Origin of the sequence: Actinomadura alba, from assembly GCF_014323705.1 — a bacterium.
GTDB lineage: Bacteria > Actinomycetota > Actinomycetes > Streptosporangiales > Streptosporangiaceae > Actinomadura_C > Actinomadura_C alba.
This window is the reverse complement of the sequence record NZ_JABVEC010000029.1, coordinates 16,571-38,904: the sequence shown is the minus strand read 5'-3', so window position 1 is coordinate 38,904 and position 22,334 is coordinate 16,571. Positions and strand designations below refer to the sequence as shown.

The 22,334-nt window shown below is 70.7% G+C and carries 20 protein-coding genes and 1 pseudogene; 8 read left to right on the top strand and 13 right to left on the bottom strand.

Features of this window, described 5'->3' with window-relative positions; genetic code table 11:
* Positions 1 to 6 precede the first annotated feature (6 nt).
* Positions 7 to 429 (bottom strand): PPOX class F420-dependent oxidoreductase, encoded by a 423-nt coding sequence (locus HKK74_RS29525; RefSeq protein ID WP_187246657.1) that lies wholly within the window; start codon positions 427 to 429, stop codon positions 7 to 9.
* 174 nt (positions 430 to 603) lie between these two features.
* Between HKK74_RS29525 and HKK74_RS29520 the strand changes: the two genes are divergently transcribed.
* Positions 604 to 1,545 (top strand): Ppx/GppA family phosphatase, encoded by a 942-nt coding sequence (locus HKK74_RS29520; protein WP_187246656.1) that lies wholly within the window; start codon positions 604 to 606, stop codon positions 1,543 to 1,545.
* A 59-nt stretch (positions 1,546 to 1,604) separates the two neighbouring features.
* Here the strand turns inward: HKK74_RS29520 and HKK74_RS29515 are convergent, their stop codons facing one another.
* The 4 genes from HKK74_RS29515 to HKK74_RS29500 all read right to left on the bottom strand — a co-directional run bounded on the left by HKK74_RS29515 (position 1,605) and on the right by HKK74_RS29500 (position 6,593).
* Positions 1,605 to 2,576 (bottom strand): lysylphosphatidylglycerol synthase transmembrane domain-containing protein, encoded by a 972-nt coding sequence (locus HKK74_RS29515; protein ID WP_187246655.1) that lies wholly within the window; start codon positions 2,574 to 2,576, stop codon positions 1,605 to 1,607.
* A gap of 93 nt (positions 2,577 to 2,669) precedes the next feature.
* A complete protein-coding gene (locus tag HKK74_RS29510) occupies positions 2,670 to 3,686 on the bottom strand; it encodes a hypothetical protein (protein ID WP_187246654.1) in 1,017 nt (338 codons plus the stop codon).
* 145 nt (positions 3,687 to 3,831) lie between these two features.
* Positions 3,832 to 5,280: an NADH-quinone oxidoreductase subunit NuoF family protein gene (locus tag HKK74_RS29505; protein WP_187246653.1), complete on the bottom strand. Its 1,449-nt coding sequence runs from the start codon at positions 5,278 to 5,280 to the stop codon at positions 3,832 to 3,834.
* Positions 5,277 to 6,593 carry a ferric reductase-like transmembrane domain-containing protein gene (locus tag HKK74_RS29500; protein WP_187246652.1) on the bottom strand — a complete coding sequence of 439 codons (1,317 nt, stop codon included), beginning with the start codon at positions 6,591 to 6,593 and terminating at the stop codon, positions 5,277 to 5,279. Before HKK74_RS29500 ends, HKK74_RS29505 begins: the two co-directional genes overlap by 4 nt.
* A gap of 497 nt (positions 6,594 to 7,090) precedes the next feature.
* Here HKK74_RS29500 and HKK74_RS29495 point away from each other — a divergent pair, with 497 nt between their 5' ends.
* Positions 7,091 to 8,425 carry an alpha,alpha-trehalose-phosphate synthase (UDP-forming) gene (locus HKK74_RS29495; RefSeq protein ID WP_376771566.1) on the top strand — a complete coding sequence of 445 codons (1,335 nt, stop codon included), beginning with the start codon at positions 7,091 to 7,093 and terminating at the stop codon, positions 8,423 to 8,425.
* 21 nt (positions 8,426 to 8,446) lie between these two features.
* On the opposite strand, the gene HKK74_RS29490 is transcribed toward HKK74_RS29495, so the two are convergent.
* Positions 8,447 to 8,968: an ATP-binding protein gene (locus HKK74_RS29490; RefSeq protein WP_187246650.1), complete on the bottom strand. Its 522-nt coding sequence runs from the start codon at positions 8,966 to 8,968 to the stop codon at positions 8,447 to 8,449.
* 167 nt (positions 8,969 to 9,135) lie between these two features.
* On the opposite strand from HKK74_RS29490, the gene HKK74_RS29485 reads away from it, so the two are divergent.
* The 3 genes from HKK74_RS29485 to HKK74_RS29475 all read left to right on the top strand — a co-directional run bounded on the left by HKK74_RS29485 (position 9,136) and on the right by HKK74_RS29475 (position 11,460).
* A complete protein-coding gene (locus HKK74_RS29485; protein WP_246492120.1) occupies positions 9,136 to 9,393 on the top strand; it encodes a DUF397 domain-containing protein in 258 nt (85 codons plus the stop codon).
* A gap of 118 nt (positions 9,394 to 9,511) precedes the next feature.
* Positions 9,512 to 10,414, top strand: coding sequence for a Sco1979 family transcriptional regulator (locus HKK74_RS29480; RefSeq protein ID WP_187246648.1), 903 nt, complete (start codon positions 9,512 to 9,514; stop codon positions 10,412 to 10,414).
* Positions 10,415 to 10,563: 149 nt separating this feature from the next.
* Complete coding sequence (locus HKK74_RS29475; RefSeq protein WP_187246647.1) at positions 10,564 to 11,460, top strand: Sco1979 family transcriptional regulator; 897 nt, start codon at positions 10,564 to 10,566, stop codon at positions 11,458 to 11,460.
* Between the two features lie 16 nt (positions 11,461 to 11,476).
* Here the strand turns inward: HKK74_RS29475 and HKK74_RS29470 are convergent, their stop codons facing one another.
* The 4 genes from HKK74_RS29470 to HKK74_RS29455 are packed head-to-tail and all read right to left on the bottom strand — an operon-like array spanning position 11,477 to position 17,248.
* The gene (locus HKK74_RS29470) at positions 11,477 to 12,622 is read right to left on the bottom strand and encodes an acyl-CoA dehydrogenase family protein (protein ID WP_187246646.1); all 1,146 of its coding nucleotides are present in this window, start codon (positions 12,620 to 12,622) and stop codon (positions 11,477 to 11,479) included.
* Positions 12,615 to 13,568, bottom strand: a complete 954-nt coding sequence (locus HKK74_RS29465) for a hydroxymethylglutaryl-CoA lyase (protein ID WP_187246645.1) — start codon at positions 13,566 to 13,568, stop codon at positions 12,615 to 12,617. The genes HKK74_RS29470 and HKK74_RS29465 overlap by 8 nt, the downstream gene beginning before the upstream one ends.
* A gap of 31 nt (positions 13,569 to 13,599) precedes the next feature.
* Positions 13,600 to 15,648 carry an acetyl/propionyl/methylcrotonyl-CoA carboxylase subunit alpha gene (locus tag HKK74_RS29460; RefSeq protein ID WP_187246644.1) on the bottom strand — a complete coding sequence of 683 codons (2,049 nt, stop codon included), beginning with the start codon at positions 15,646 to 15,648 and terminating at the stop codon, positions 13,600 to 13,602.
* Between the two features lie 7 nt (positions 15,649 to 15,655).
* Positions 15,656 to 17,248, bottom strand: a complete 1,593-nt coding sequence (locus tag HKK74_RS29455; RefSeq protein WP_187246643.1) for a carboxyl transferase domain-containing protein — start codon at positions 17,246 to 17,248, stop codon at positions 15,656 to 15,658.
* Positions 17,249 to 17,383: 135 nt separating this feature from the next.
* On the opposite strand from HKK74_RS29455, the gene HKK74_RS29450 reads away from it, so the two are divergent.
* The gene (locus HKK74_RS29450) at positions 17,384 to 17,998 is read left to right on the top strand and encodes an SACE_7040 family transcriptional regulator (RefSeq protein ID WP_187246642.1); all 615 of its coding nucleotides are present in this window, start codon (positions 17,384 to 17,386) and stop codon (positions 17,996 to 17,998) included.
* Positions 17,999 to 18,028: 30 nt separating this feature from the next.
* Here the strand turns inward: HKK74_RS29450 and HKK74_RS29445 are convergent, their stop codons facing one another.
* Positions 18,029 to 18,820, bottom strand: a complete 792-nt coding sequence (locus HKK74_RS29445; RefSeq protein WP_187246641.1) for an NYN domain-containing protein — start codon at positions 18,818 to 18,820, stop codon at positions 18,029 to 18,031.
* Positions 18,821 to 18,959: 139 nt separating this feature from the next.
* Here HKK74_RS29445 and HKK74_RS29440 point away from each other — a divergent pair, with 139 nt between their 5' ends.
* A complete protein-coding gene (locus HKK74_RS29440) occupies positions 18,960 to 19,760 on the top strand; it encodes an ArsR/SmtB family transcription factor (RefSeq protein WP_246492112.1) in 801 nt (266 codons plus the stop codon).
* Positions 19,761 to 19,824: 64 nt separating this feature from the next.
* On the opposite strand, the pseudogene HKK74_RS29435 reads toward HKK74_RS29440, so the two are convergent.
* A pseudogene (locus HKK74_RS29435) lies at positions 19,825 to 20,412 on the bottom strand (class I SAM-dependent methyltransferase); the annotation flags it as partial.
* Positions 20,413 to 20,754: 342 nt separating this feature from the next.
* Entirely contained in the window at positions 20,755 to 21,105 is a 351-nt protein-coding gene (locus tag HKK74_RS29430) for a winged helix-turn-helix transcriptional regulator (protein ID WP_187246640.1), read from the bottom strand.
* Between the two features lie 49 nt (positions 21,106 to 21,154).
* Between HKK74_RS29430 and HKK74_RS29425 the strand changes: the two genes are divergently transcribed.
* A complete protein-coding gene (locus HKK74_RS29425) occupies positions 21,155 to 22,042 on the top strand; it encodes an NAD(P)-dependent oxidoreductase (RefSeq protein WP_187246639.1) in 888 nt (295 codons plus the stop codon).
* The last annotated feature ends 292 nt before the right edge of the window (positions 22,043 to 22,334 follow it).

Sequence of the window (22,334 nt, the reverse complement as noted above, 5' to 3'; positions counted from 1 at the left end):
GCGGCCTCAGGCGCGGATCCCGTACACCCGGTCGACGCTCAGGCGCAGCACCAGCCGCCGTTCGGCGGTCATGGCGGCCCGGTACTCGTCCCAGTCGGGATGCTCGCCCTGGATCGCGCGATAGAGCTCGACCAACTCGTCGACGGTCGCGTCGTCGACGTGGGTCGCCACGGGTGACAGCTCCGCGTCGCCCTCGGCCACGGCGTAGGGCCAGAACTTCTCGGTGGTGACGTGGAGGCTCGCGCGCGGGTCGCGGCGCAGATTCCGGGTCTTGGCCCGGTCGTCGGTGACGGACACCCGGATCAGCCGGGCGGGCTCGTCGAAGGCGTAGACCACGTTCGACAGCTGTGGCCGGCCGTCGCTCTTCAGCGTGACCAGCACACCCTGGTGCCGGCTCGAGAGCAGGGAGAGAAGCGCGTCATCCGTCATGGCCGCCGCAACGTCCTTCGCCGGTGAACTATTCCCCTCGCGTCATGACTGTGAGTGTTCCGTTATGAAGACGATCGTTCTGTTGTGCAGAACCATCGATGGGGGGCGACCCCTGGCCAGGTTTAGGTCCTGACCCGAGGCGGAATATCCCGTCCGGTTGGATAGCGTCACATCATGCGACTCGGCGTACTCGACATCGGCTCCAACACGGTGCACCTCCTGGTGGTGGACGCGCACCGTGGTGCCCGGCCGGTTCCCGCCTACTCTCACAAGGCCCATCTGAAGCTCACCGCGCACCTGCTCGACGGCAACCGGCTGTCGGACGAGTGCGCGGTGTCGCTGCGCAGGTTCATCGTGGAGGCCCTGCAGGTGGCCGAGGACAAGGGCGTCGAGGACCTCATGGCGTTCGCCACCTCGGCGGTGCGCGACGCGGTCAACGGCGACGAGATCATCAAGGGCATCCGGGACGAGACCGGGGTCGCCATCGACGTGCTCTCCGGCGAGGCCGAGTCACGGCTGACCTTCCTGGCCGTACGCCGCTGGTTCGGCTGGTCGTCCGGCCGCCTGTTGGTGCTGGACATCGGCGGCGGCTCACTCGAGATCGCCTCCGGGCTCGACGAGGAGCCGGACGCGGCGATCTCGTTGCCGCTCGGCGCGGGGCGGCTCACCCACGACTGGTTCACCGAGGACCCGCCGCCCGCGGGCGAGGTACGGCGCCTGCGCAAGCATGTGCGCGCCGAGATCGCGCGTACGGTCGGTGACGTGCTGCGCATTGGCCCGCCCGACCACGCGGTGGCCACCTCCAAGACGTTCAAGCAGCTCGCCCGTATCACCGGTGCCGCCCCGTCGAGCGAGGGAGAGCGGGTGCGGCGGGCGCTGAAGCACAGCGACGTCACCGACTGGGCCGAGCGGCTGGCGCAGATGTCCGTGGCCGAGCGCGCCGAGCTGCCCGGAGTCTCCGAAGGGAGGGCGCCGCAGCTGCCCGCCGGCGCGATAGTCGCCGACGCCACCATGGACCTCTTCGGGTTGTCGCAGCTGGAGATCTGTCCCTGGGCTCTGCGCGAGGGAGTGATCCTGCGGCGGCTGGACGGATTGCCCGCGGAGCGGCGCGGCTGAGGTCGTCCGGCCGAACGGTGGCGTCCGCCGGGATGGCGGCACTGGCGGTCGCCCTCGGATCAGGTAGTTCCCGGGGCGGACAAGCTGGTCGGCCCGGCGGTCGGCAGAGTGGTCGGTACTGTGGCCGGCACGGCGGTCGGTACTGTGGCCGGCCCGGCGGTCGGCACGGAACGTCTCCGCAACGGCCCGGTGGTGAGCAGACCGACCGGCACCGGGGCCCAGTAGGTGATCACGCGGAACAACAGGACGGCCTGCACGGCGTGACCCGCGGCGACGTCCGACGAGGCGAGTACGGCGACGAGGGCGGCCTCGGTCGAGCCCAGCCCGGACGGGGTGGGCACCGCAGTGGCCGCGGCCGAGCCCAGCAGATAGGCGATGAGCAGCGTCTGCGCCTCCGCGGGGCCGGTGGCACCGGGAACGGCCAGCACGCTGATGGTGAACGCCGTTCCCATCACCAGGGTCGTCCCGGCCGAGAAGAGCAGTAGTGACAGCAGATCAGCGGGTCGGCGCACGAGATCGGCGATGCCGGCCAGCGCCGATGAGGCCGAGCCGGAACGCCGGGACGACCGGTACCACCAGACGAGCGCCGCGGTCACGATGAGCGCCACGGCCGCCTGGAGCGGGAGCGGCAACCTGCGGGCGATGTCGGTGGCGTGTCCTCCCATGGCCGACAGCAGGTCGCCGCCGCCACCTCCGGTCCAGTGACCGGCGAGAACGACGACCACGAACAGCAGCAGGTCCGCGATGGCACCCACGACCTGCACGGCCGCGACCGTGGCGACCGCCTCCCCGGCCGGCACGCCACGGCAGTTCAGGAAGCGGACGTTGACGGCCGCCGCGCCGAGCCCCGCGGGGGTGAGCCGGTTGGCCGCGGCCGCCGAGAACTGTGTCATGAGCGTCTCGCGCATCGGCAGGCGCGGTCGCGAGGCGGCCTGGACGCAGCGGGCGGCGAAGACGTAGTGCAGTGCCGACAGGCCGATGAGGGCCGGCAGGAAACCCCAATGGAGCCTGCCGAAGGGGATTGCCTCCACAACAGGACTGTCGCCGCGCGGACTGACGTGCCCACGCTCGTTGAACGGCCATCGGATGCCGTCGAGGCGAACAGTTCGTGCCGGTCGGCAGGGTCAGGGCCGTGGTGCCGCGCTGAGATCCGGGCCCGGGCCGGACCCGTTGGGGGGAGCAGGCATCGTCTGGTCGGTCGTCTGGTCGCGGACGCGTTCGGCGGGGAGGCCGCGCAGCCGGCCGGCGAGAGCGGCGGGTTCGGCCACGAACGCCTCGGCGTCGAAGTCCCGCGTCTCGGCGAGCGTGAGCACCCCGCACAGCAGCGCCTCCGGAACGCGTACGGCCACCATCGGGCCGATCTGCGCGAATCCGGACGGCAGGTCGCCGAGCGTGCTCAGCAGTCCGTCGAACGCGGCCTGCGCAGGCGTGCCCGACGGGGAGCGCGCACCGCCCAGCAGTGCGAGGAAGTCCCGTTCGAGCTCCCTGGGATCCTTGCCGGCCAGGTAGTAGCGCGCGTGCCACGGCGCCGCCGCGCGCGGTGCCTGGAACCGGATCCGCAGGCCGGTGTCCCTGGCGCACCGCTCGTAGGCCCGGATCAGCGGGTCGGGCGAGACTGAGGCCGCTCCGCACAGGACACCGCGGACGGTGCCGGAGTCGGGATCGAGGTCAGCGGGCAGGCCACCGAGCGACCGGGCCACCGCCTCCTCGAGTTGTCCGATGGTATGCCTCAGCACCTCACCGACCATCCGTTCCAACGACTCGACCGTGCCGTCGACGCGCGCGTAGAGCCTCCGCTCGGTGTCGCGGGCCTCTTCGAGCCCCTCGAGCCGGTCGCGCAACCGGGTGGTCTCGGCGGCGAGCCGCGCCAGCTGGGCGGCGGTGTCGGCGGCGCCCGACCCGGTGGTGTCCGTCCTGTCCGGCGCCGTGCTACGGGGGGAGGTGCTACTGGGGGAGGTGGTGATCGGGGCGGTGGTTCCGGCGGGAGCGGTGCCACCGGTCATCGCCTGGATGCGCTGATCGTGGACCCGCGCGATGGCCTCCAGCTTCTTCAGCCGGTTCGCCATCTCACGAGCGCTACGGGCCATGTAGAGTTCCGCGCCGGCGATGGCCAGGCACGCCAGGATCACTATCACGGTCATGGTCGCTCCTCATGACCTGGACCGTCCCCCCGGGTGACGGCACAGCCCGCGTCGTGCCAGGACGATAAGGCACCCGGCCGTCCTCTGTCATGGGGTGCCGTACGGCGTCGTGGCTGTTCGCCCGGGTTCTGGTGGCTTTTCACCGTCACCTTCCTCGGATCGTCGGGGCGCCTCTGGGGGCGAGGCGCAGAGCGAGCGCGGGGCACATGGAGACGGCCCGCCGGGCGTCGCGTTCCCCCCACGGCGGGACCGTGGTCTCGAGCAGTACGGGGTAACCGTCGCGGTCCAGGCGGATGAGCTCCGGTGCCAGATGAGCGCACAGGCCATGTCCGTCACAGCGGGTCCAGTCGACGGTGAGCCTGGCGTCGCCGCCGGAGCCCGCCAGGGGAATGAGGCCGTGCACGGGGAGTCCGCATCCCTCGCGCGTCTGATGGGCGTTGATGTCGTGGTCGAAGACGTCGAGTGCGGACAGAACGAATCGGGCGGTGCCGTCGGGGTGGGAACACGCGCCACGGCCACGGCCGATGTCGGCCGCCGCGCGGACGCCACTCCGGGTGCCCGTCCCGTCGGCGAGGGCGGTGAGGGCGCGTACGGTCTCGGGCAGCCCGAAGCGGCAGGGACCGCACTGGCCGGCGGACTCGGCGGCGAGGTAGGCGGTCACCCGGATGACCTCGCCGAGCGGGCAGGTGCCCGGTGCCAGGGGCAGGACGACACCGGCCCCCAGAGTGCCGCCCGCGGCGGCCATCCCGGCACGGGAGACGGGTGAGCGGGTCGCGGCGGGCGCGAGCCAGCCGCCGTGGTAGCCGCCGACCAGGACGCCTTGGCCGGCGGACACGCCGGACCGTTCCAGAACGGTGCCGAGAGGCGTTCCCACGGGTGTCTCCACGACGGTGCCGCCCGCGACGGTGAGCAGCAGCGTGCCAGGCTCGTCGCGGGTGCCGACGCGGGCGTACGCGTCCGTGCCGAGGGAGGCCAGCAGCGCCAGCTGCGCGAAGGTCTCGGTGTTGGACAACAGGGTGGGGCGGCCGGACACGCCCGAGTCGCTGGTACGGACGTCGCGGCCGGGGGGCACCGGCACGTCGCCGTTGACGGCGCGGACCACCGTGCCGCTCTCGCCGGAGATGAACCGCCCCGACACCTCGACGACGCGCACGGGCAGGCGGCGTTCGCCGGCCGCCGCGAGGATCGACTGCCGTGCCGGCCCGTCGCCGGTGATGGCGACGATCACGTCGCGGCTGTTGAGAGCCCGCGCCGCGATCTCGGCGCCGTCGAGCACCAGGTGCGGCGCCCGCGTCAGCAGCATCTGGTCCTTGACGCTGCCCGGCTCGCCCTCGGCCCCGTTGACCACCACGGTGATCTCGGCGCCGTCGGCCAGGTGCCGCCCGACCGACCGGAGCTTCCGGGCGAACGGGAACCCTGCGCCCCCCCGGCCCCGCAGATCGACCCGCTCGGCCATCGCGGTCAGCCTGCCGAGCCGCGGTTCGTGGAGCCGGCCGTGCGTCGCTCGATGGCGGTCCAGATCGAGCCGGTCGAACCGGTCGAACCCGAGTGTCAGCCTCGGCGTGCCGATGTGGGTCACCGCCGGGCCGGTCATCGTTCCGCCTTCACCGGGAGCTCGAGCGAACGCCGCCGGTCAGGTCCCTCCCGGTCGGTCCCCGGGAGGTCGGCTGCCCGCCGGTCGGGTCGCGGCCGGGGGCGGGTGCCGGGGGCTGCCGCACCGCGCGACCGCATGATGACGACGGCCCTGGTCAGCAGGGCCATGCTCGCCCCGGCGAGGGACAGCGCGTAGGACCAGGTCACCCACGCCGGCGGCCGGCGGCCCGCCAGCAGGCCGTGCAGGATCGCCAGCGCCCATCCCACGTAGGCCAGCCGATGCGCCACCCGCCACAGTCCCGGCCGCCGGCCGTCCGCGAAGCGCCGACGTGCCAGCCCGGTGAGGGACACCAGCACGAGCAGGTGCGCGGCGACCGTGCCGATGGCGAGCGGTGCCGCGCCGACCGGCAGGATCGCCTGAAGGGCCGACGCGTGCCTGGTGAGCACCATCACGGCCACGTGCGCCAGGAGGAACGCGAGAGTGATCAGAGACGCCGCCCGGTGGGCGGCCTGGGCGAGGATCCGCTGACGGATGGAGAAGAGCACACGGTCGCTGGCGATCAGGCCGGCGGCCACGGATAACGTCGATGCCACGAGCGCGAGCACGCCGCCGTACGTGGTGAGGAACCGGTGGAGCTGCGACAGGATCGCGGCTCCGGTCTGCCCGAGCACGGCGGCGCCGACCGGAGCGCCGGCGGCGGTCGCCAGCACCAGCGCGACCACGCCCGCCGGACGCCGCCCTCGCCGGCGCGGATGACCGAGATCCACGGTGTCGGCGGTCGCCGAGCCGTGGCGGGCGCGGGGTTCCGCCGGGGCCCCGCGCAGCGTCCCGGCGGCCGCCTGGTCGAGTTCGCCGACCGTCAGCCTGAACACGTTCGCGACCACGCGCTCGAGAGATTCGACGGCCCCGTCGAGATGCGCGTAGAGGTCGCGGTCGACACGGCGGGCGTCTTCGAGGGCGCTCAACCGCTCACGGAGTCTCGCGGTCTCGTCCGTGACCCTGAGCAGCCCGGCGTCGACGGTGCCGGTGTCGACGCGCCCGGTGTCAGTGCGCCCGGTGTCAGCGCGCCCGGTGTCAGCGCGCCCGGTGTCGACGGCGCCGATGTGCAGCCCGCCGGCGCCGGTGCCCGCCCGTGCGCCCGCCACCGGCCCGGCGCTCCGGAGCCGCGCGCTCATCGAGTCCATCCGCTCGTCCTGGCGCAGTGTCAGAGCCTCCAGCCGCTCCAGCCGATCCGCCACCCGGCGCGCGCCGCGGGCCAGAAACAGTTCCGCCCCGGCGGTCACCAGGCATGCGACGATCACAATTACGGTCATGGTCGCTCCTCATCGCCCGGCCGGTCCCCCGCGTGATGGCGCAGCCCACGTCGTGCCAGGACGATAAGCCACCCGATGCTCTTCTGTCAGAGGGTCTCGGGCGACGTCGTTGCTGTTCGCCCGGCTTGTTATGGCTTGTACCGCCAGTGACGGCGCAGCCGATGCCCCTGAGGGGCCTCTGGTACGCGCCCGGGGCCCGCACCGCCGCGGACGCGGCGGTTTCCTTTCCCTACTCCATGGCCGGAATACGAATTTCGGACTACGTCGTCGCGAGGTGTCTCGCCTTATCCGACGGCGGCGCTTACCTTCAAGTCATGCGGCGCTGGTGCCGTCCGGTTTCGTCGCGTGTGATGGCTGTCACGTGAACTGTGTCCGTTTTCGGGCATGGTCCTTCAGCCGACCGGCATCAGGAGCCGGTCCTTTGAGTGAAAGGCGACCCCTCGGTGCCCAACGGTAGTGATTTCGTCGTAGTGGCCAACCGTCTTCCGGTCGATCGCGTGACCGGAGACGACGGGCGGGCGTCGTGGCGGCGCAGCCCGGGCGGGCTGGTGACCGCGATCGCGCCGTTGATGCGCCGCCGGGACGGCGCCTGGATCGGCTGGTCGGGCGCGGCCGACGAGGACCTGGAGCCCTTCGAGGAGGACGGCATGTCGCTCGTGCCGGTCCCCCTCTCGGCGGAGGAGCTCGAGCTCTACTACGAGGGGTTCTCCAACGCGACGCTGTGGCCGCTCTACCACGACGTGATCGCGCCGCCCGTCTACGAGCGCCCGCTCTGGGAGGCCTACGTCAAGGTCAACAAGCGCTTCGCCGAGGCGGCGGCCGCCGAGGCGGCCCAGAACGCGGTGGTCTGGGTACAGGACTACCAGCTGCAGCTCGTACCCGCGATGCTGCGCGAGCTGCGGCCCGACCTGCGCATCGGCTTCTTCCTCCACATCCCGTTCCCGCCACAGGAGCTGTTCGAGCAGCTGCCGTGGCGGCGGCAGATCATCGCGGGCCTCCTCGGGGCCGACCTCGTCGGCTTTCAGCTGCCGGGGGCGGCGTCGAACTTTCTGCGGCTCGCCCGGCGCCACCTCGACGCGCGTACGCACGGCCCGTACGTCGACGTGGGGGACCGTGTGGTCCGCGCCCAGGCATTCCCCATCTCCGTGGACGTCGGTGAGCTGACCGAGCTCACCCAGCGCCGCGAGGTCCGCTGGCGGTCCGACGAGGTGAAGGCCGACCTCGGTGACACCAAGATTCTTCTCGGGGTGGACCGGCTCGACTACACCAAGGGCATCTCCCAGCGACTGCAGGCGTTCGGCGAGCTGCTCGCCGAGGGGGAGCTCAAGCCGGGTGAGGCGGTGTTCGTCCAGATCGCCACGCCGAGCCGGGAGCGCATCGAGCAGTACCAGTTGCTGCGCGACCAGATCGAACAGCAGGTCGGCCGAATCAACGGCGAGCACGCCGAGCTCGGCGCCCCGGTGATCCACTATCTGCACAGCTCGTACAGCAGGGAGGAGCTGGCGGCGCTCTACCTGGCCGCCGACGTCATGGTGGTGACGCCGCTGCGGGACGGGATGAACCTCGTCGCAAAGGAGTACGTCGCCTGTCGCGAGGACCTGCGCGGGGCCCTGGTCCTCAGCCAGTTCGCGGGCGCGGCCGACGAGCTCAAGCGCGCCTTCCAGGTCAATCCGTACGACATCGACGGGTTGAAGGAGTCGATGCTGGCGGCCCTGCGTTCCTCACCCGCTGAGCAGGCGCGCCGGATGCGGTCGATGCGCAAGAGGGTCATCGAGCACGATGTCGACCGCTGGGCTCAGGACTTCCTCACCGCGCTCGAGCAGACGCCCTGACGAGCGGGTCGGGAAGCCGGATCAGGAACGGGTCTCGAAGGCGGCCCACACGGCCTTGCCGCCGCTGGCGAGGCGGGCCCAGCCCCACGTGCCGCTGACGGCCTCGACGATTTGCAGGCCACGGCCGCTCTCGGTGAAGTGATCGGGCTCGGTCCGGGTCGGCACGTCGTCGCCCGGGTCGGTGACGACGGCCAGCAGCCGGCGGTCGTGCCGTAGCAGCACGAGCTGGATCGGCCAGGCCTGGGCGGAATGGAGCGCGCCGCGCAGCCCGTGGCGAAGGGCGTTGGTCACGAGCTCGGACACCGCCACCGTGACGTCTTCGGCGAGCGGGCAGAGTTCCCAGTCGGCCAGCGTGGTCCGGGCGAAGTCGCGCGCTATCCGCGGTGACTCCAGGTCGGACCGGAGAACGCAGCGCGCCGATTCCGGGATGTCTTCGAGTGGAGAGGGCCATCGACCCGTGGTCGGCCAGGCCTGGCCGAATACGGAAATCCAGTTGTCATCGATGGCGGAGTCGGCGATGCGGTGGGCGCGGAGAACCATCATGGCGAACCCTGCAGGTGGGATGTGGGCGGTGATCGGGTAGCCGCTATCTTGCTCCTTATCTCGTGCAGGTGCAAGAGCTCCTGCAAGGTCAGATGCACGTGCACGCGCACGGCCTCCCGTACATTCAGTAGGGGGTGGGGCGTGTAGTAGGGGGACGGATGGACCAGATGGACCGGATGCAGTTCGACAACGGCATGTCCGCTTCGCTCCTGCGCGGCAGCACCTGGCTGAAGAGCGCGAGGAGCAACCCGAGCGGGAACTGCGTGGAGATGGCCGAGCTCCCGACCGGGGAGATCGCCATGCGCAATTCCCGTCATCCGGAAGGGCCGGCGCTCGTCTACACGCGCGCGGAGATAGAGGCCTTCATCAACGGAGCCAAGGAGGGTGACTTCGACGATCTGATCGGAGGCTGGGCTGAACGGTGATCCGGCCGCCGGCGAACCGGGCCGGGAGACGGACCGCCGGGTGACCGGACCGCCGGGTAACTAGGCAGTGGGCGGTACCGGTGGGATACTTGCCGATTCCGGCATCCCAGGAGTGCCCATGACAGCCCAGCCCGAGAGTGAGCCGTCCGTCCGCAACATGTTCGCGGCACCGCGGGGCGGCCCGACGGTGCTGCGCATCCTCCTCGGCGCACAACTGCGGCAGTTGCGGGAGGCCAGCGGCATCACCAGGGAAGGGGCCGGATACGCCATCCGGTCGTCCGACTCGAAGATCAGCCGGCTGGAACTCGGCCGGGTGGGCTTCAAGGAACGGGACGTGTCCGACCTGCTCACGCTCTACGGCGTGCTCGACAACGACGAGCGCGGTCCGCTGCTCGCGCTCGCGGCCGAGGCCAACACGCCCGGCTGGTGGCACCGCTACTCCGAGGTGCTGCCCGGCTGGTTCGAGGTGTACGTGGGATTGGAGGAGGCCGCGGCGCGGATCCGGACCTATGAGGTCCAGTTCGTGCCCGGGCTCCTCCAGACCGAGGACTACGCCCGTGCCGTGACGGTGCTGGGACATCCGGACGCGTCCCAGACCGAGATCGAGCAGCGGGTCGCGCTGAGGATGCGGCGCCGTAAGGTCCTCACGGCGCCGGCTCCACCGCACCTGTGGGCGGTCGTCGACGAGGCGGCGCTGCGGCGGCCGCTCGGCGGCGCCGAGGCGATGCGCGGGCAGCTCCGGCACCTCGTCGACGTCACGGCACTGCCGAACGTCACACTGCAGGTGCTGCCGTTCGACCACGGTGGCCACGCCGCCGCCGGAGGGGCGTTCAGCATCCTGCGCTTCGGCGAGCCCGACCTGCCCGACGTGGTCTATCTCGAGCAGCTCACCAGCGCGCTCTATCTGGACAAGCGCGAGGAGCTGGACCGGTATCTCGCGGTGATGGAGCGGCTGTGCATCGAGGCCGAGCCGGTCGCCGCAACGACCGGCATCCTCAAACGCATCCTGAGCGAGCTTTAGAGCGGTCTCGGGCACCCATCGGTGCCATGGTGAAGCCGGTGACCGGTGCTGTCGGTGAAGGATAAATAGATGAACATTGAACTGTGGCGCCGACGGTGGGACACTGACCGCGATCGTACGGGGGCCTGCCAGCGACGCCGGAGTGAGACGTGATCGAAGCCGAAGTGGGGCGTGCCTCTGCCGTGACCGCCTACCAGCGGAGCGGGCCGACGGTGCTGAGGATCCTGCTGGGCGGTCAGTTGCGGCGCCTGCGCGAGTCCAAGCACATCACCCGTTCCGAGGCGGGCGAGGCCATCCGTGCGTCCGACTCGAAGATCAGTCGGCTCGAGCTGGGCCGGGTCGCGTTCAAGGAGCGTGACGTCAGCGACCTCCTCACCCTGTACGGGGTGATCGACGAGGACGAGCGGGCGCTGTTCACCTCACTCGGCCGCCAGGCCAACAAGCCGGGCTGGTGGCACAAGTACAGCGACATCATGCCGAGCTGGTTCGAGCTCTACGTGGGCCTCGAGGAGGCCGCGTCGCTCGTCCGGACCTATGAGGTGCAGTTCGTTCCCGGCCTCCTGCAGACGGAGGACTACGCCCGGGAGGTGGCGCTTCTCGGCCATCCCAATGTCTCCTCCACCGAGATCGCCCGCCGTGTCGAGCTGCGGATGGCCCGGCAGGAACGGCTCAGGGCCGAGGACGGGCTGCGGATCTGGGCCATCATCGACGAGGCGGTGCTGCGGCGGCCGCTGGGCGGCTCGGGGGTCATGCGAGCGCAGCTCGGGCACCTCGCCGACATGTCCTCGCTGCCCAACGTCACCTTCCAGGTTGTGCCGTTCGACCGGGGCGGCCACGCCGCGGCGGGCGGTCCGTTCACGATCCTGCGGTTCTCCGAGCCGGACCTGCCCGATGTGGTCTATCTCGAACAGCTCTCCAGCGCCCTCTACCTCGACGATCGCGACGACGTCGACGGTTACATGGCGGTGATGGACCGGTTGTGCGTCGACGCGGCGTCCAGCGCCGACACGATGAAGATGCTGCACGGGATCATCAAGGAGACGTGACGCCCGTGCCCCGGCGTCACGCGGGCAGATCGAGCGCCCGCGCGATGATCATCCGTTGTACCTCCGAGGTGCCTTCGCCGATCTCCAGGATCTTGGCGTCGCGGTAGAACCGGCCGACCGGGTACTCGTTCATGAAGCCGTAGCCGCCGAAGATCTGGGTGGCGTCCCGTGAGTTGTCCATCGCCGCGTTCGAGGCGACCAGCTTGGCGATCGCGGCCTCCTTCTTGAACGGCTCGCCGCTCAGCATCTTCGCCGCTGCGGCGTAATAGGCGATGCGCGCCGTGTGCGCCCTCGTCTCCATGTCCGCGATCTTGAACTGGATCGCCTGGTACTCGCCGATCGCCCGGCCGAACGCGGCACGTTCCCGTACGTACCGCAGGGACTCGTCGACGCAGCCCTGCGCCAGCCCGACCGACAGCGCGGCGATCGCGACGCGGCCCTCGTCCAGGGTGCGCAGGAACTGCGCGTAGCCGCGGCCGCGCGGGCCCACCAGGTTCTCCTCGGGGACCCGCACGTTCTCGAACGCGAGCTCGCGGGTGTCGGAGGCCGACCAGCCCACCTTGGAGTACTTCTGGCCGACGGTGAACCCCGGGGTGCCGGACGGCACCAGGATCGCCGAGATCTCACGGTCGCCGGTCAACGCGGTGACCGTCACGAACGATGTGATGTCGGTGCCCGAGTTGGTGATGAACGACTTGGAACCGTTGATCACCCAGTGCCCGTCCTCCAGCCGCGCGGTGGTGCGCATGCCGCCGGCCACGTCGGACCCGCCGCCCGGCTCGGTCAGCCCGAACCCGGCCAGCCGTTCCCCGGAGCACAGGCGGGGCAGCCACTCCCGCTTCTGCTCCTCGCTGCCGAAGCGGAAGATCGGCATGGCGCCCAGGGACACGCCGGCCTCGAGCGTGATGGCCACCGAGGAGTCCACCCGGGCGAGCTCCTCCAGCGCCAGGCACAGCGCGAAGTAGTCGCCGCCCATCCCGCCGTACTCCTCGGGGAACGGCAGCCCGAACAGCCCCATCTCGCCCATCCCGGCGACGATGTCGTACGGGAACTCGCCGCGCTCGTAGAAGTCCCCGATCACGGGTGCCACGACGTCGCGGGCGAACCGCGCCACCGTTTGCCGCAGTGCCTCATGCTCCTCGCCGAGCCGGAAATCAATCATGTCGTGCTCCTTCTGGTTCGGCCGGGGTCAGGGCCTGTACGACGCGTGAGGGGCTGGGCCGGCCGAGACGGGCCGCCATCCATCGGCTGGTCTCGACGAGCCCGGTCAGATCGACGCCGGTGTCGACGCCGAGGCCGTTCAGCATCCACACCAGGTCCTCGGTGGCCAGGTTTCCGGTGGCGCTCTCGGCGTACGGGCAGCCGCCGAGCCCCCCGGCCGAGGCGTCGACCGTCCGCACGCCGCACTGCAGCGCCGCGAGGGTGTTGGCGAGCGCCTGGCCGTAGGTTTCGTGGAAGTGGACCGCGATCCGCTCGGTGCTCACCCCCGCGGCCACGAGCGCCTCGATCAGCGCGGTGACCTGTCCGGGGGTGCCGACGCCGATGGTGTCGCCGAGGCTGAGCTCGGTGCAACCCAGATCGAGCAGGCTCGTGGCGACCGAGACGACCTGGCCGATCGGGACCTCACCCTCCCAGGGGTCGCCGAAGCACATCGAGAGGTAGCCGCGGACGGCGAGACCCTCGGTACGGGCCCGGTCGACGACCGGGGCGAACATCGCGAGCGACTCCTCCACTGTGCGGTTCAGGTTGCGCCGGGCGAAGGTCTCGGTGGCGCTGCCGAACACCGCGATCTCGGTGACGCCGTACGCCAGGGCGCGGTCGAGACCGCGCTCATTGGGCACCAGCACCGGGTAGCGCACGCCCTCCGCACGCGGCAGGACCTCGAGCAGCCGCTCGGCATCGGCGAGCTGCGGCACCCACTCCGGGTGGACGAAGCTCGTCGCCTCGATGGTCGTGAGGCCGGTGGCGGCGAGCCGGGTGATGAACTCGGCCTTGACCTCGACCGGCACGATCGTGGACTCGTTCTGCAGCCCGTCCCTCGGCCCGACCTCGTAGATCGTCACCTGCGAGGGCAAGCCGTCGAGCGGAACCCTCATCGGAGCCTTCATGGGATCGTCGCCTCCATCCGCATCTCGCCGCTCAGACTTCCGGTGCACCGGGGACGGCGCCGGCCGCGTCGGCTGCGTCAGGCGCGTCCGGCGCCGCAGGGGCCTCAGGGGCCTCAGGCGCGGAAACGATCTCGGCGAGGGTCTCGTCGAGCGCGACCTGCGCGCCGGGACGGGCGGGCAGCCGGGCGACCAGGCCGTCGACGGGGGCCACCACGGTGTGCTCCATCTTCATGGCCTCGACGATCACGAGGGGCTGCCCTTCGGTGACCGTGTCGCCCTCGGCGGCCTTGACCGCCAGCACCGTGCCGGGCATCGGGCTGCGGACCAGGCCGCTCGCGGCCGGTCCGGCCGTGCCGATCGCCTCGGCCGCCGTGTGCTCGGTGAGCGCCCAGGCACGCCCGTCACGGCCGAGCCAGCGGACATCGCCGTCGCGTGCGAACGCGTACGCCGTCGTACGGCCCGCGTAGGTGGCCACCAGCCGGCCCCGGTCGTCCCACCGCGCGCGGGCGCGGACCGGTCCGGCCGCTCCGACCCGTACCTCGGCGTCGGCCGCCCGGCCGCGGACCCGCACCTCGACCGGGTCGCGGCCGCCGGCGGTGATCAGCCACCGGGTCCAGGCGGGCCCCCCGGCCCGCCAGCCGTCGGGGATCTCCCAGGGGTTCCCAGGCCGGTCCGGTTCGAGCGCGAGCATCCGCTCCAGCGCGGCGGCGGCGAGCACCTCGTCGCCGGGACCGTCCAGGTCGCCGGTCAGATCGGGCAGCGCGCGCTCGACCAGTCCGGTGTCGAGCCGCCCGGCCGCCACGTCCGGGTGGGAGAGGAGCGCCCGCAGGAAGCCGACGTTGGTCGGCACGCCGAGCAGGGTGTACGAGGCGAGCGCCCGGTCCAGGCCGCGCAGCGCCGCCTGCCGGTCCGCGCCCCGGGCGATGACCTTCGCGAGCATGGGGTCGTAGGAACTGCCGACCACGTCGCCCGCCGCGATGCCGGAGTCGACGCGGACACCCGCGCCGGCCGGCTCGGACAGCGACAGCACCCGTCCGCCGGTCGGCAGGAAGCCGCGGGAGGGATCCTCGGCGTAGATCCGGGCCTCGACCGCATGCCCCTCCAGGGCGATGTCGTCCTGGGTGAACGGCAGGGGTTCGCCCGCGGCCACGCGCAGCTGCAGCTCGACCAGGTCGTACCCGGTCACCAACTCGGTGACCGGGTGCTCCACCTGCAGCCTCGTGTTCATTTCCATGAAATTGCGATCCTCGGGCCGGTCACCCGCTACGACGAACTCTACGGTTCCGGCGCCGACGTAGCCGACGGCCTTCGCGGCCGCGACCGCGGCGGCGCCCATCGACGCCCGCAGCGTCGCGTCGAGCAGCGGCGACGGCGCCTCCTCGATGATCTTCTGGTGGCGGCGCTGCAGGCTGCACTCGCGTTCGCCGAGATGCACAGCGCCGCCGTGGGCGTCGGCGAAGATCTGGATCTCGATGTGTCGGGGGTTCTCGACGAACCGCTCGACGAGCAGCGTGTCGTCGCCGAACGAGCCGAGTGCCTCCCGCCGGGCCGAGGCGATCGCCTCGGCCAGCCCGGCCGGATCGCGGACCAGCCGCATGCCCTTGCCGCCACCGCCCGCCGATGGCTTGAGCAGCACAGGCATCCCGATGCTCGTCGCGGCCGCGATCAGCTCCTCGTCCGACAAACCGGGCTCCTCGCTGCCCGGCACCACGGGGACACCGGCGGCGGCGACGGTCCGCTTGGCGCGGATCTTGTCGCCCATCGCCTCGATCGCCTCGGCGGGCGGGCCGACGAACACCACGCCGGCGTCCGCGCAGGCCCGCGCGAAGGCGGCGTTCTCGGCGAGGAACCCGTAACCGGGGTGCACCGCCTCGGCGCCGGTCTCACGGGCGGCCGCGAGCACGGCGTCGATGCTCAGGTAGCTCTCGATCCGCACGGCGACATCGGCGTCGCGCACGTGGCGCGCGCCGGCGTCGGCGTCGGTGTGCACCGCCACCGAGGTGATGCCGAGGGTGCGCAGCGTGCGGATGATCCGCACCGCGATCTCACCGCGGTTGGCGACCAGGACGGTCTCGAACATCAGGTCCTCACATCCGGAAGACGCCGTAGCCGACAGGGTCGAGGGGCGCGTTGGCCGCCGCCGAGAGCGCCAGCCCGAGCACCCGCCGGGTGTCCAGCGGGTCGATCACGCCGTCGTCCCACAGCCGCGCCGTCGAGTAGTACGGGTTGCCCTGCCGTTCGTACTGCTCGCGGATCGGCCGCTTGAAGTCCTCCTCGGCGTCGGCCGGCCAGTCCTCGCCGCGTCCCTCGAGCTGGTCGCGGCGCACGGTCGCCAGTACCGAGGCCGCCTGCTCGCCGCCCATCACCGAGACGCGGGCGGCCGGCCACATCCACAGGAAGCGGGGAGAGTAGGCCCGGCCGCACATCGCGTAGTTGCCGGCGCCGAACGAGCCGCCGATGACGACGGTGAACTTCGGCACCCGGGCGCAGGCGACGGCGGTGACCATCTTGGCCCCGTGCTTGGCGATGCCGCCCGCCTCGTACTCGCGGCCGACCATGAACCCGGTGATGTTCTGCAGGAACACCAGGGGGATCGACCGGCGGTCGCACAGCTCGATGAAGTGCGCGCCCTTCATCGCCGACTCGGCGAACAGGATGCCGTTGTTGGCGATGATCCCCACCGGGTGGCCGTGGATCCGGGCGAAGCCGGTCACGAGTGTCGGGCCGTACTCCCGCTTGAACTCCTGGAACCGGCTACCGTCGACGATCCGGGTGATGACCTCGCGGACGTCGTACGGGGTGCGCGGGTCGGGCGGTACGACGCCGTACAGCTCCGCGGGGTCGGCGACCGGCTCCTCCGGCTCGGCGACCTCCCACGGGCGCGGCGCGCGCGGGCCGAGCGTACCGACGATGTTCCGCACGATCCGCAGCGCGTGCGCGTCGTCGTCGGCGAGGTGGTCGGTCACCCCGGACGTACGGGAGTGCAGCTCGCCGCCGCCGAGATCCTCGGCGCTGACCACCTCGCCGGTCGCGGCCTTCACCAGTGGGGGGCCGCCCAGGAAGATCGTGCCCTGGTTCCGCACGATGACGGCCTCGTCGCTCATCGCCGGGACGTACGCTCCGCCCGCCGTGCAGGAGCCGAGCACCGCGGCGATCTGCGGGATGCCCCGCGCCGACATGGTCGCCTGGTTGTAGAAGATCCGGCCGAAGTGCTCGCGGTCGGGGAAGACCTCGTCCTGCCGGGGGAGGAACGCGCCGCCGGAGTCGACCAGGTACAGGCACGGCAGGTGGTTGTGGAGCGCGACCTCCTGGGCGCGCAGGTGCTTCTTGACCGTCACCGGGTAGTAGGTGCCGCCCTTGACGGTGGCGTCGTTGGCCACGATCACGCACTCGCGGCCGGAGACCCGGCCGACGCCGGTGATGATCCCCGCACCCGGGGCCTCATCGTCGTACATGCCCGACGCGGCCAGCGGCGACAGTTCCAGGAACGGTGAGCCGGGATCGAGCAGGCCGTCCACGCGGTCGCGGGGCAGCAGCTTTCCGCGCGCGACGTGTCGTTCGCGGGCGCGCTCGGGCCCGCCGAGGCTCGCCTGCGCGAGCCGGTCGCGCAACTCCGCCACGAGGGCGACGTTGCGCTCGGTGTTCGCCTTGTAGACGTCACTGGACGGATCTGTGCTCATGGGCTCACCCCGTGCCGCCTGCCTCGCTCGGTTCGCCGGCTCACGGGCGCTCTGCGCACCCGCTCGCCGTGTTAATGCTTGTTAACAACGCCGATGTTTATGAACATTAACACGGCCTGGTCTACACTTTCCATCATGACCGAGGTCACGCACGGTGCCGCACGCAGGGCCGAGATCCTGGCCGCGGCCGCCGAGCTGTTCGCCCGCCGCGGCTATCACGGCGTCTCGATCGGCGATCTCGGTGGCGCCATCGGGCTGACCGGGCCCGCGCTCTACCGGCACTTCCGGGGCAAGGACGCGGTGCTCGCCGAGATGCTCCTCGACATCAGCGACCGGCTGCTGTCCGAGGGCTCCGCGCGGGTCGCCGTGGCGGCGGGGCCCGAGGAGGCGCTCGACGCGCTGCTCCGCTGGCACATCGACTTCGCGCTCGACAACCCCGCGCTGATCACCGTGCACGAGCGGGAACTCGACAACGTGCCGCAGCCGGAACGGCGCGAGATCCGCCGCCTGCAGCGTTCCTATGTGGAGCAGTGGGTGGCCGTGCTGCGCGACATGCACCCCGGGCTGACCGAGGACCGGGCGCGTGCCGCCATGCACGCCGCGTTCGGGTTGCTCAACTCGACTCCGCACAGCGCGGGAGGGCTGACCCGCGACGCCATGGGGGAGCTGCTGCACACCATGGCCCGGACGGCGCTGAGCCATTTCGGCGCCGGCCGGAATTCGATCGCGAGCGAGCGGCCCTGGCCCTGACGCGGAGGGCCCCCGGCCCGGCGCCGATGATCATCCATCCGCCGGGGCGGGCTTGGGCTTCCGGTCCTGGCGCTTGTCGCGGGTGTAGATGACCCCCGGTTTTCCGTCGCCAGGGCTGCGGCGGTCCAGCTCGAACAGTGTCGTCGCGGTCATCAGATCGCTGAGCTTGGCGTAGCCGTAGTTGCGGGAGTCGAAGTCCGGGCGTTGCTTCGTGATGATGTGGCCGACGCTTGCGAGGGTGGCCCAACCGTCTTCGTCGGAGGCCGCTTCCACGGCGTTACGGAGCTGGTTCACCAGTGAGGTGTCTCCCTTGAGCTTGGCGGCCGAGGCGGGCGGGGGCGGCTTCGGCACTGTGCCGGTGGGTGTGGCGGCGCTCTGCGCGTAGGTGAGGTTCTCGATGTAGATGAACTTGTCGCACGCCGCGACGAAGGGCTTGGGCGTCTTGTGCTCGCCGAACCCGTACACGGTGAGGCCGGATTCACGGATGCGCGCGGCCAGGCGGGTGAAGTCGCTGTCGCTGGAGACGATGCAGAAGCCGTCGAAGCGTGCCGAGTACAGCAGGTCCATGGCGTCGATGACCATCGCCGCGTCGGTGGCGTTCTTCCCGCTGGTGTAGGCGAACTGCTGGATCGGCTGGATCGACTGGGCGAGCAACTGGTCTTTCCAGCCTCTGAGGCTCGTGCCGGTCCAGTCGCCGTAGGCGCGTTTGACGTGGGCGGTGCCGTACTTGGCGACCTCGGCCAACAACCCCTCGGTGATCGCGGGCTGTGCGTTGTCCGCGTCGATGAGCACGGCGAGCTTGGCGGCGTTCTCGCTGACCATACTGCTCCTCCTGATCTCGGGTCGGGTGCCGGGAAGCGGCGGTCGGGCCGGAGGCCAGTGTGCCGGTCCAGCTCGGCCTCCGCCTCCTGTGGTCGACTGCGCACGATGATCCGGCCGAGCTCGGTCATCCGATCGCCTCATGCCTCCGGCATTGACATGTGACCAAAAGGTCACCTATTGTCTGAGCATGGACGAGGTGTTCAAGGCGCTCGCCGATCCGACCCGGCGGAGCCTGCTCGACGAGCTCTTCCGCGAAGACGGCCAGACGCTGAGCGCGCTCGAGAAGCGCCTGCCGATGACGCGCTTCGGCGTGATGAAGCACCTGAAGCAGCTTGAGGAGGCGGGCCTGGTGGTCACCAAACGCCGGGGCCGCGAAAAGATCCACTTCCTCAACCCCATTCCGATCCGGCTCCTCCACGACCGGTGGGTGAGCAAGTACGCCGAGCCCTGGGCGGATGCGCTCAGCGGGCTCAAAAGCAGTCTGGAGCGTCCCATGGAGAAGGTGTTCGAGATCTACATCCGCACGACCCCGGAGCGTCTCTGGGAGGCGATCACCGACGGCGAGATCAGGAGCAAGTACCACTTCGGTTCCCGGGTCAGCTCGGACTGGACGCCCGGCTCGCGCTTGGAGATGAGCCACCCGAACGCCGACGGACTCCTCGGCGAGGGGGAGATCCTCGAGGTCGATCCCCGTCGCCGGCTGGTCCACAGCATGCTCGCCCTCTGGGGTGATGACGTGAAAAGCGAGGGCACCTCCAGGGTCACCTGGGAGATCGAGCCCGTCGGTGACTCCTGCCGCCTCACCGTCACCCATGACGAGCTGCGCGAGGGCGCGAACGACCAGCTCTACGGTGGCTGGCCGATGATCCTCTCCGGCCTGAAGACGTGGCTCGAGACCGGCGAGTCGCTCACGACGCCTGGCTCGCTGATGTACAGCTGAGCCGGCTTCAGCGCCGTGGGGGTGTCGGACCAACTGAGGCACGGAGGTACGGCCGGCTCCCGGGTCAGCGGCGGCGGGCGGTGATGATCCAGGTACGCGAGTCGAAGAACACGCCACTGCCGGTGTCGTGCTCGGCGAGGATGGCCCGTAGCCGTTGGAGCGCGTGCTCGGCCGTCGCGGTATCCAGGTCGGCGAGGAGGCCCTTGGCCATCCGCAGGCCGAGGACGAAGTCGTAGGCGGTGGCGCTGTCCGGGCCGTAGCAGACGAGCTCGTGCACGTCGGTAAAGCCGACCTCGGCGAAGCCGGACGCTGTCAGGACGCCTTCCGCGACGGCCGGATCGGCGAGTGAGAACGGGTCCTGGCCGCTCGCGGGAGAAACGGGGTCGACCGCGCCTGCGGCGAGGGACTGGTGGATCGCAGAGGACCACTCATTGCGGTCGTGGTCCTGCCAGACCATCAGCACCAGGCGCGCTCGGGGGCGCAACGCGTTCCCGATGTTGGCGAACGCGGTGATCGGGTCAGCGAAGAACATCGTGCCGAACCGGCTGATGCAGAGGTCGAAGTGCTGCGGCGGGAAGCGGTGGACCTGGGCGTCAGCCTGTTGGTACGTGACGTTGCGCAGTCCCTCCTGACCGCTGAGCAGACGGGCACGCTCGACGGCCCCCGCGACCCTGCTGGTCGGACATCACCATCACCGGACTTTCTCGATCCCAATGTCGCGGGGAGCATGTCAGGGGGCGAGGACTCTCGCGCGACCCCGCCACGCCGACCAGGGGCCACCGTTGCCGGGCAACTTGACCGACACTCTGCTGGAGTGGTTGCGCGGGCGCTTCTGTCCCGGACGGCCCGGCCAGTACCAGGTTCTCACCGGCATCCCGCGCCGCCTGCGATACCCACTTTTTTGTGGGTACTTGTCGGCGAGTGGGGGCGGGGCGAATCTAGTGACGGGTGGTCGGAGGGCCGCCAGATCCGGGCGGGACGGGGCAGTGATGTATCAGGACACCGGTTGGGCCTTGATGAGTTTCTCCAGGCGGCGGTGGCCCCAGTCGGAAAGGGGGGCCAACACCTCGCAGAGTTCGCGGCCGAACGCGGTCAGGGAGTACACGGTCTTCAGCGGCAGCACATCGTGCACCTCCCGGTGCACCAGTCCGTCGGCCTCCATCTCGCGGAGCGTCTGAGTCAGTACCTTCTCGCTGAGACCCGGCAGCCTCCGAAGCAGCTCCCCGGGGCGGTGCGGGCCGTATTCCAGTAGCCAGAGCAGAACAGTCTTCCACTTGCCGTCGATCACGGCGATCGCGGCGGTTACTCCGCAGACATTCGGGTCCTGGGCACGACTGCGCGTCATCTTCGTCCTATTCGTTGTTGTTACCGATATTTTTTACGGGAGCTAAATCATGTCCTCGCACACCGAACAGTCTGCCGTCACCGTGCTTGGCCTGGGGCCGATGGGCCGGTCCCTGGCGGGCGCGTTCCTGGATGCCGGCCTGCGGACCACGGTCTGGAACCGGACGCCGGGCAGGGATCGGGAGCTGGTCGAGCGGGGCGCAGTCGGCGCCCGATCGGCCGAGGCGGCGGTCGCCGCAAGCGGGTTGACCGTAGTCTGCGTGGTGAACTACGACGCGGCGGACGCCATTCTGCGGCGCGGCGAGGTCGCCGATGTGCTCAAGGGGCGCACGGTGGTGAACCTGACTGCCGACACCCCGGGCCGAGCCCGGGACACCGCGGCCTGGGCGGCCGAGCACGGCATCCGGTACCTGGACGGTGCGATCATGACACCGACCACGACCATCGGAACGCCGGCCGCGGTGTTCATCCACAGCGGCTCGCAGGAGCTCTACCGGGAGCACCGCCCAGTGCTGGATGCGCTGGGCGGCACCCACACCCACCTCGGCGAGGAGATTGGCCGGGCAGCGGCGTACGACATCGCACTGCTCGACATCTTCTGGACTGCGATGGCGGGCTATGTGCACGCACTGGCCGTGGCGAGGGCGGAGGGTGTCACCGCGCGGGAGCTGGCTCCGTTCGCCAAGGGCATCGGCGCGATCCTCCCACCGATCTTCGAGCAGTCCGCGGAGGAAGTGGACAGCGGCAGGTTCTCCGGCGAGGGCAACCCGATGACCTCGGCGGTATCGTCCATGGCCCATATCGTCCACACCTCCGAGACTCATGGCATCGACGCGGGCGTGATGCGTGCAGCCGAGGGCATGGCACGCCGCGCCATCGGACAGGGCCACGGCGCCGAGGGGTTCACCCGGATCGCCGAGATCCTCGGCCGTCGCTGAGGGGCCGTCAGGGGCCGACCAAGCTCCGCGGGTCGCTAGCTTCGCGGGATCAGCGAAGACGCCGCCAGCCGCGATCACGCCTCAAGTTCAACGAGACGGGACAATCAGCTCCTATATGTATGTGGGCCAGCTCGAAGTTCAAGGGGCGCGACAGCGTGGGCCGGGCTGAGAACTCCCATTGTCGGGGTGCCGACTTGCTCGGTGCAGAGAAGGCTCACTGATGCTGCTTACCGGTAGCGCCGTCTTGGTAGCGCGGGCCTGGCTGTCAGGGCGAACCGTGAGCCAAATGGTT

Coding starts and splice junctions, on each gene's coding strand:
- HKK74_RS29525 (WP_187246657.1), bottom strand. CDS start 429: ATGACGGATGACGCGCTTCTCTCCCTGCTCTCGAGCCGGCACCAGGGT.
- HKK74_RS29520 (WP_187246656.1), top strand. CDS start 604: ATGCGACTCGGCGTACTCGACATCGGCTCCAACACGGTGCACCTCCTG.
- HKK74_RS29510 (WP_187246654.1), bottom strand. CDS start 3,686: ATGACCGTGATAGTGATCCTGGCGTGCCTGGCCATCGCCGGCGCGGAA.
- HKK74_RS29505 (WP_187246653.1), bottom strand. CDS start 5,280: ATGACCGGCCCGGCGGTGACCCACATCGGCACGCCGAGGCTGACACTC.
- HKK74_RS29500 (WP_187246652.1), bottom strand. CDS start 6,593: ATGACCGTAATTGTGATCGTCGCATGCCTGGTGACCGCCGGGGCGGAA.
- HKK74_RS29490 (WP_187246650.1), bottom strand. CDS start 8,968: ATGATGGTTCTCCGCGCCCACCGCATCGCCGACTCCGCCATCGATGAC.
- HKK74_RS29485 (WP_246492120.1), top strand. CDS start 9,136: ATGGACCGGATGCAGTTCGACAACGGCATGTCCGCTTCGCTCCTGCGC.
- HKK74_RS29480 (WP_187246648.1), top strand. CDS start 9,512: ATGACAGCCCAGCCCGAGAGTGAGCCGTCCGTCCGCAACATGTTCGCG.
- HKK74_RS29470 (WP_187246646.1), bottom strand. CDS start 12,622: ATGATTGATTTCCGGCTCGGCGAGGAGCATGAGGCACTGCGGCAAACG.
- HKK74_RS29465 (WP_187246645.1), bottom strand. CDS start 13,568: ATGAAGGCTCCGATGAGGGTTCCGCTCGACGGCTTGCCCTCGCAGGTG.
- HKK74_RS29460 (WP_187246644.1), bottom strand. CDS start 15,648: ATGTTCGAGACCGTCCTGGTCGCCAACCGCGGTGAGATCGCGGTGCGG.
- HKK74_RS29455 (WP_187246643.1), bottom strand. CDS start 17,248: ATGAGCACAGATCCGTCCAGTGACGTCTACAAGGCGAACACCGAGCGC.
- HKK74_RS29450 (WP_187246642.1), top strand. CDS start 17,384: ATGACCGAGGTCACGCACGGTGCCGCACGCAGGGCCGAGATCCTGGCC.
- HKK74_RS29445 (WP_187246641.1), bottom strand. CDS start 18,820: ATGGTCAGCGAGAACGCCGCCAAGCTCGCCGTGCTCATCGACGCGGAC.
- HKK74_RS29440 (WP_246492112.1), top strand. CDS start 18,960: ATGCCTCCGGCATTGACATGTGACCAAAAGGTCACCTATTGTCTGAGC.
- HKK74_RS29430 (WP_187246640.1), bottom strand. CDS start 21,105: ATGACGCGCAGTCGTGCCCAGGACCCGAATGTCTGCGGAGTAACCGCC.
- HKK74_RS29425 (WP_187246639.1), top strand. CDS start 21,155: ATGTCCTCGCACACCGAACAGTCTGCCGTCACCGTGCTTGGCCTGGGG.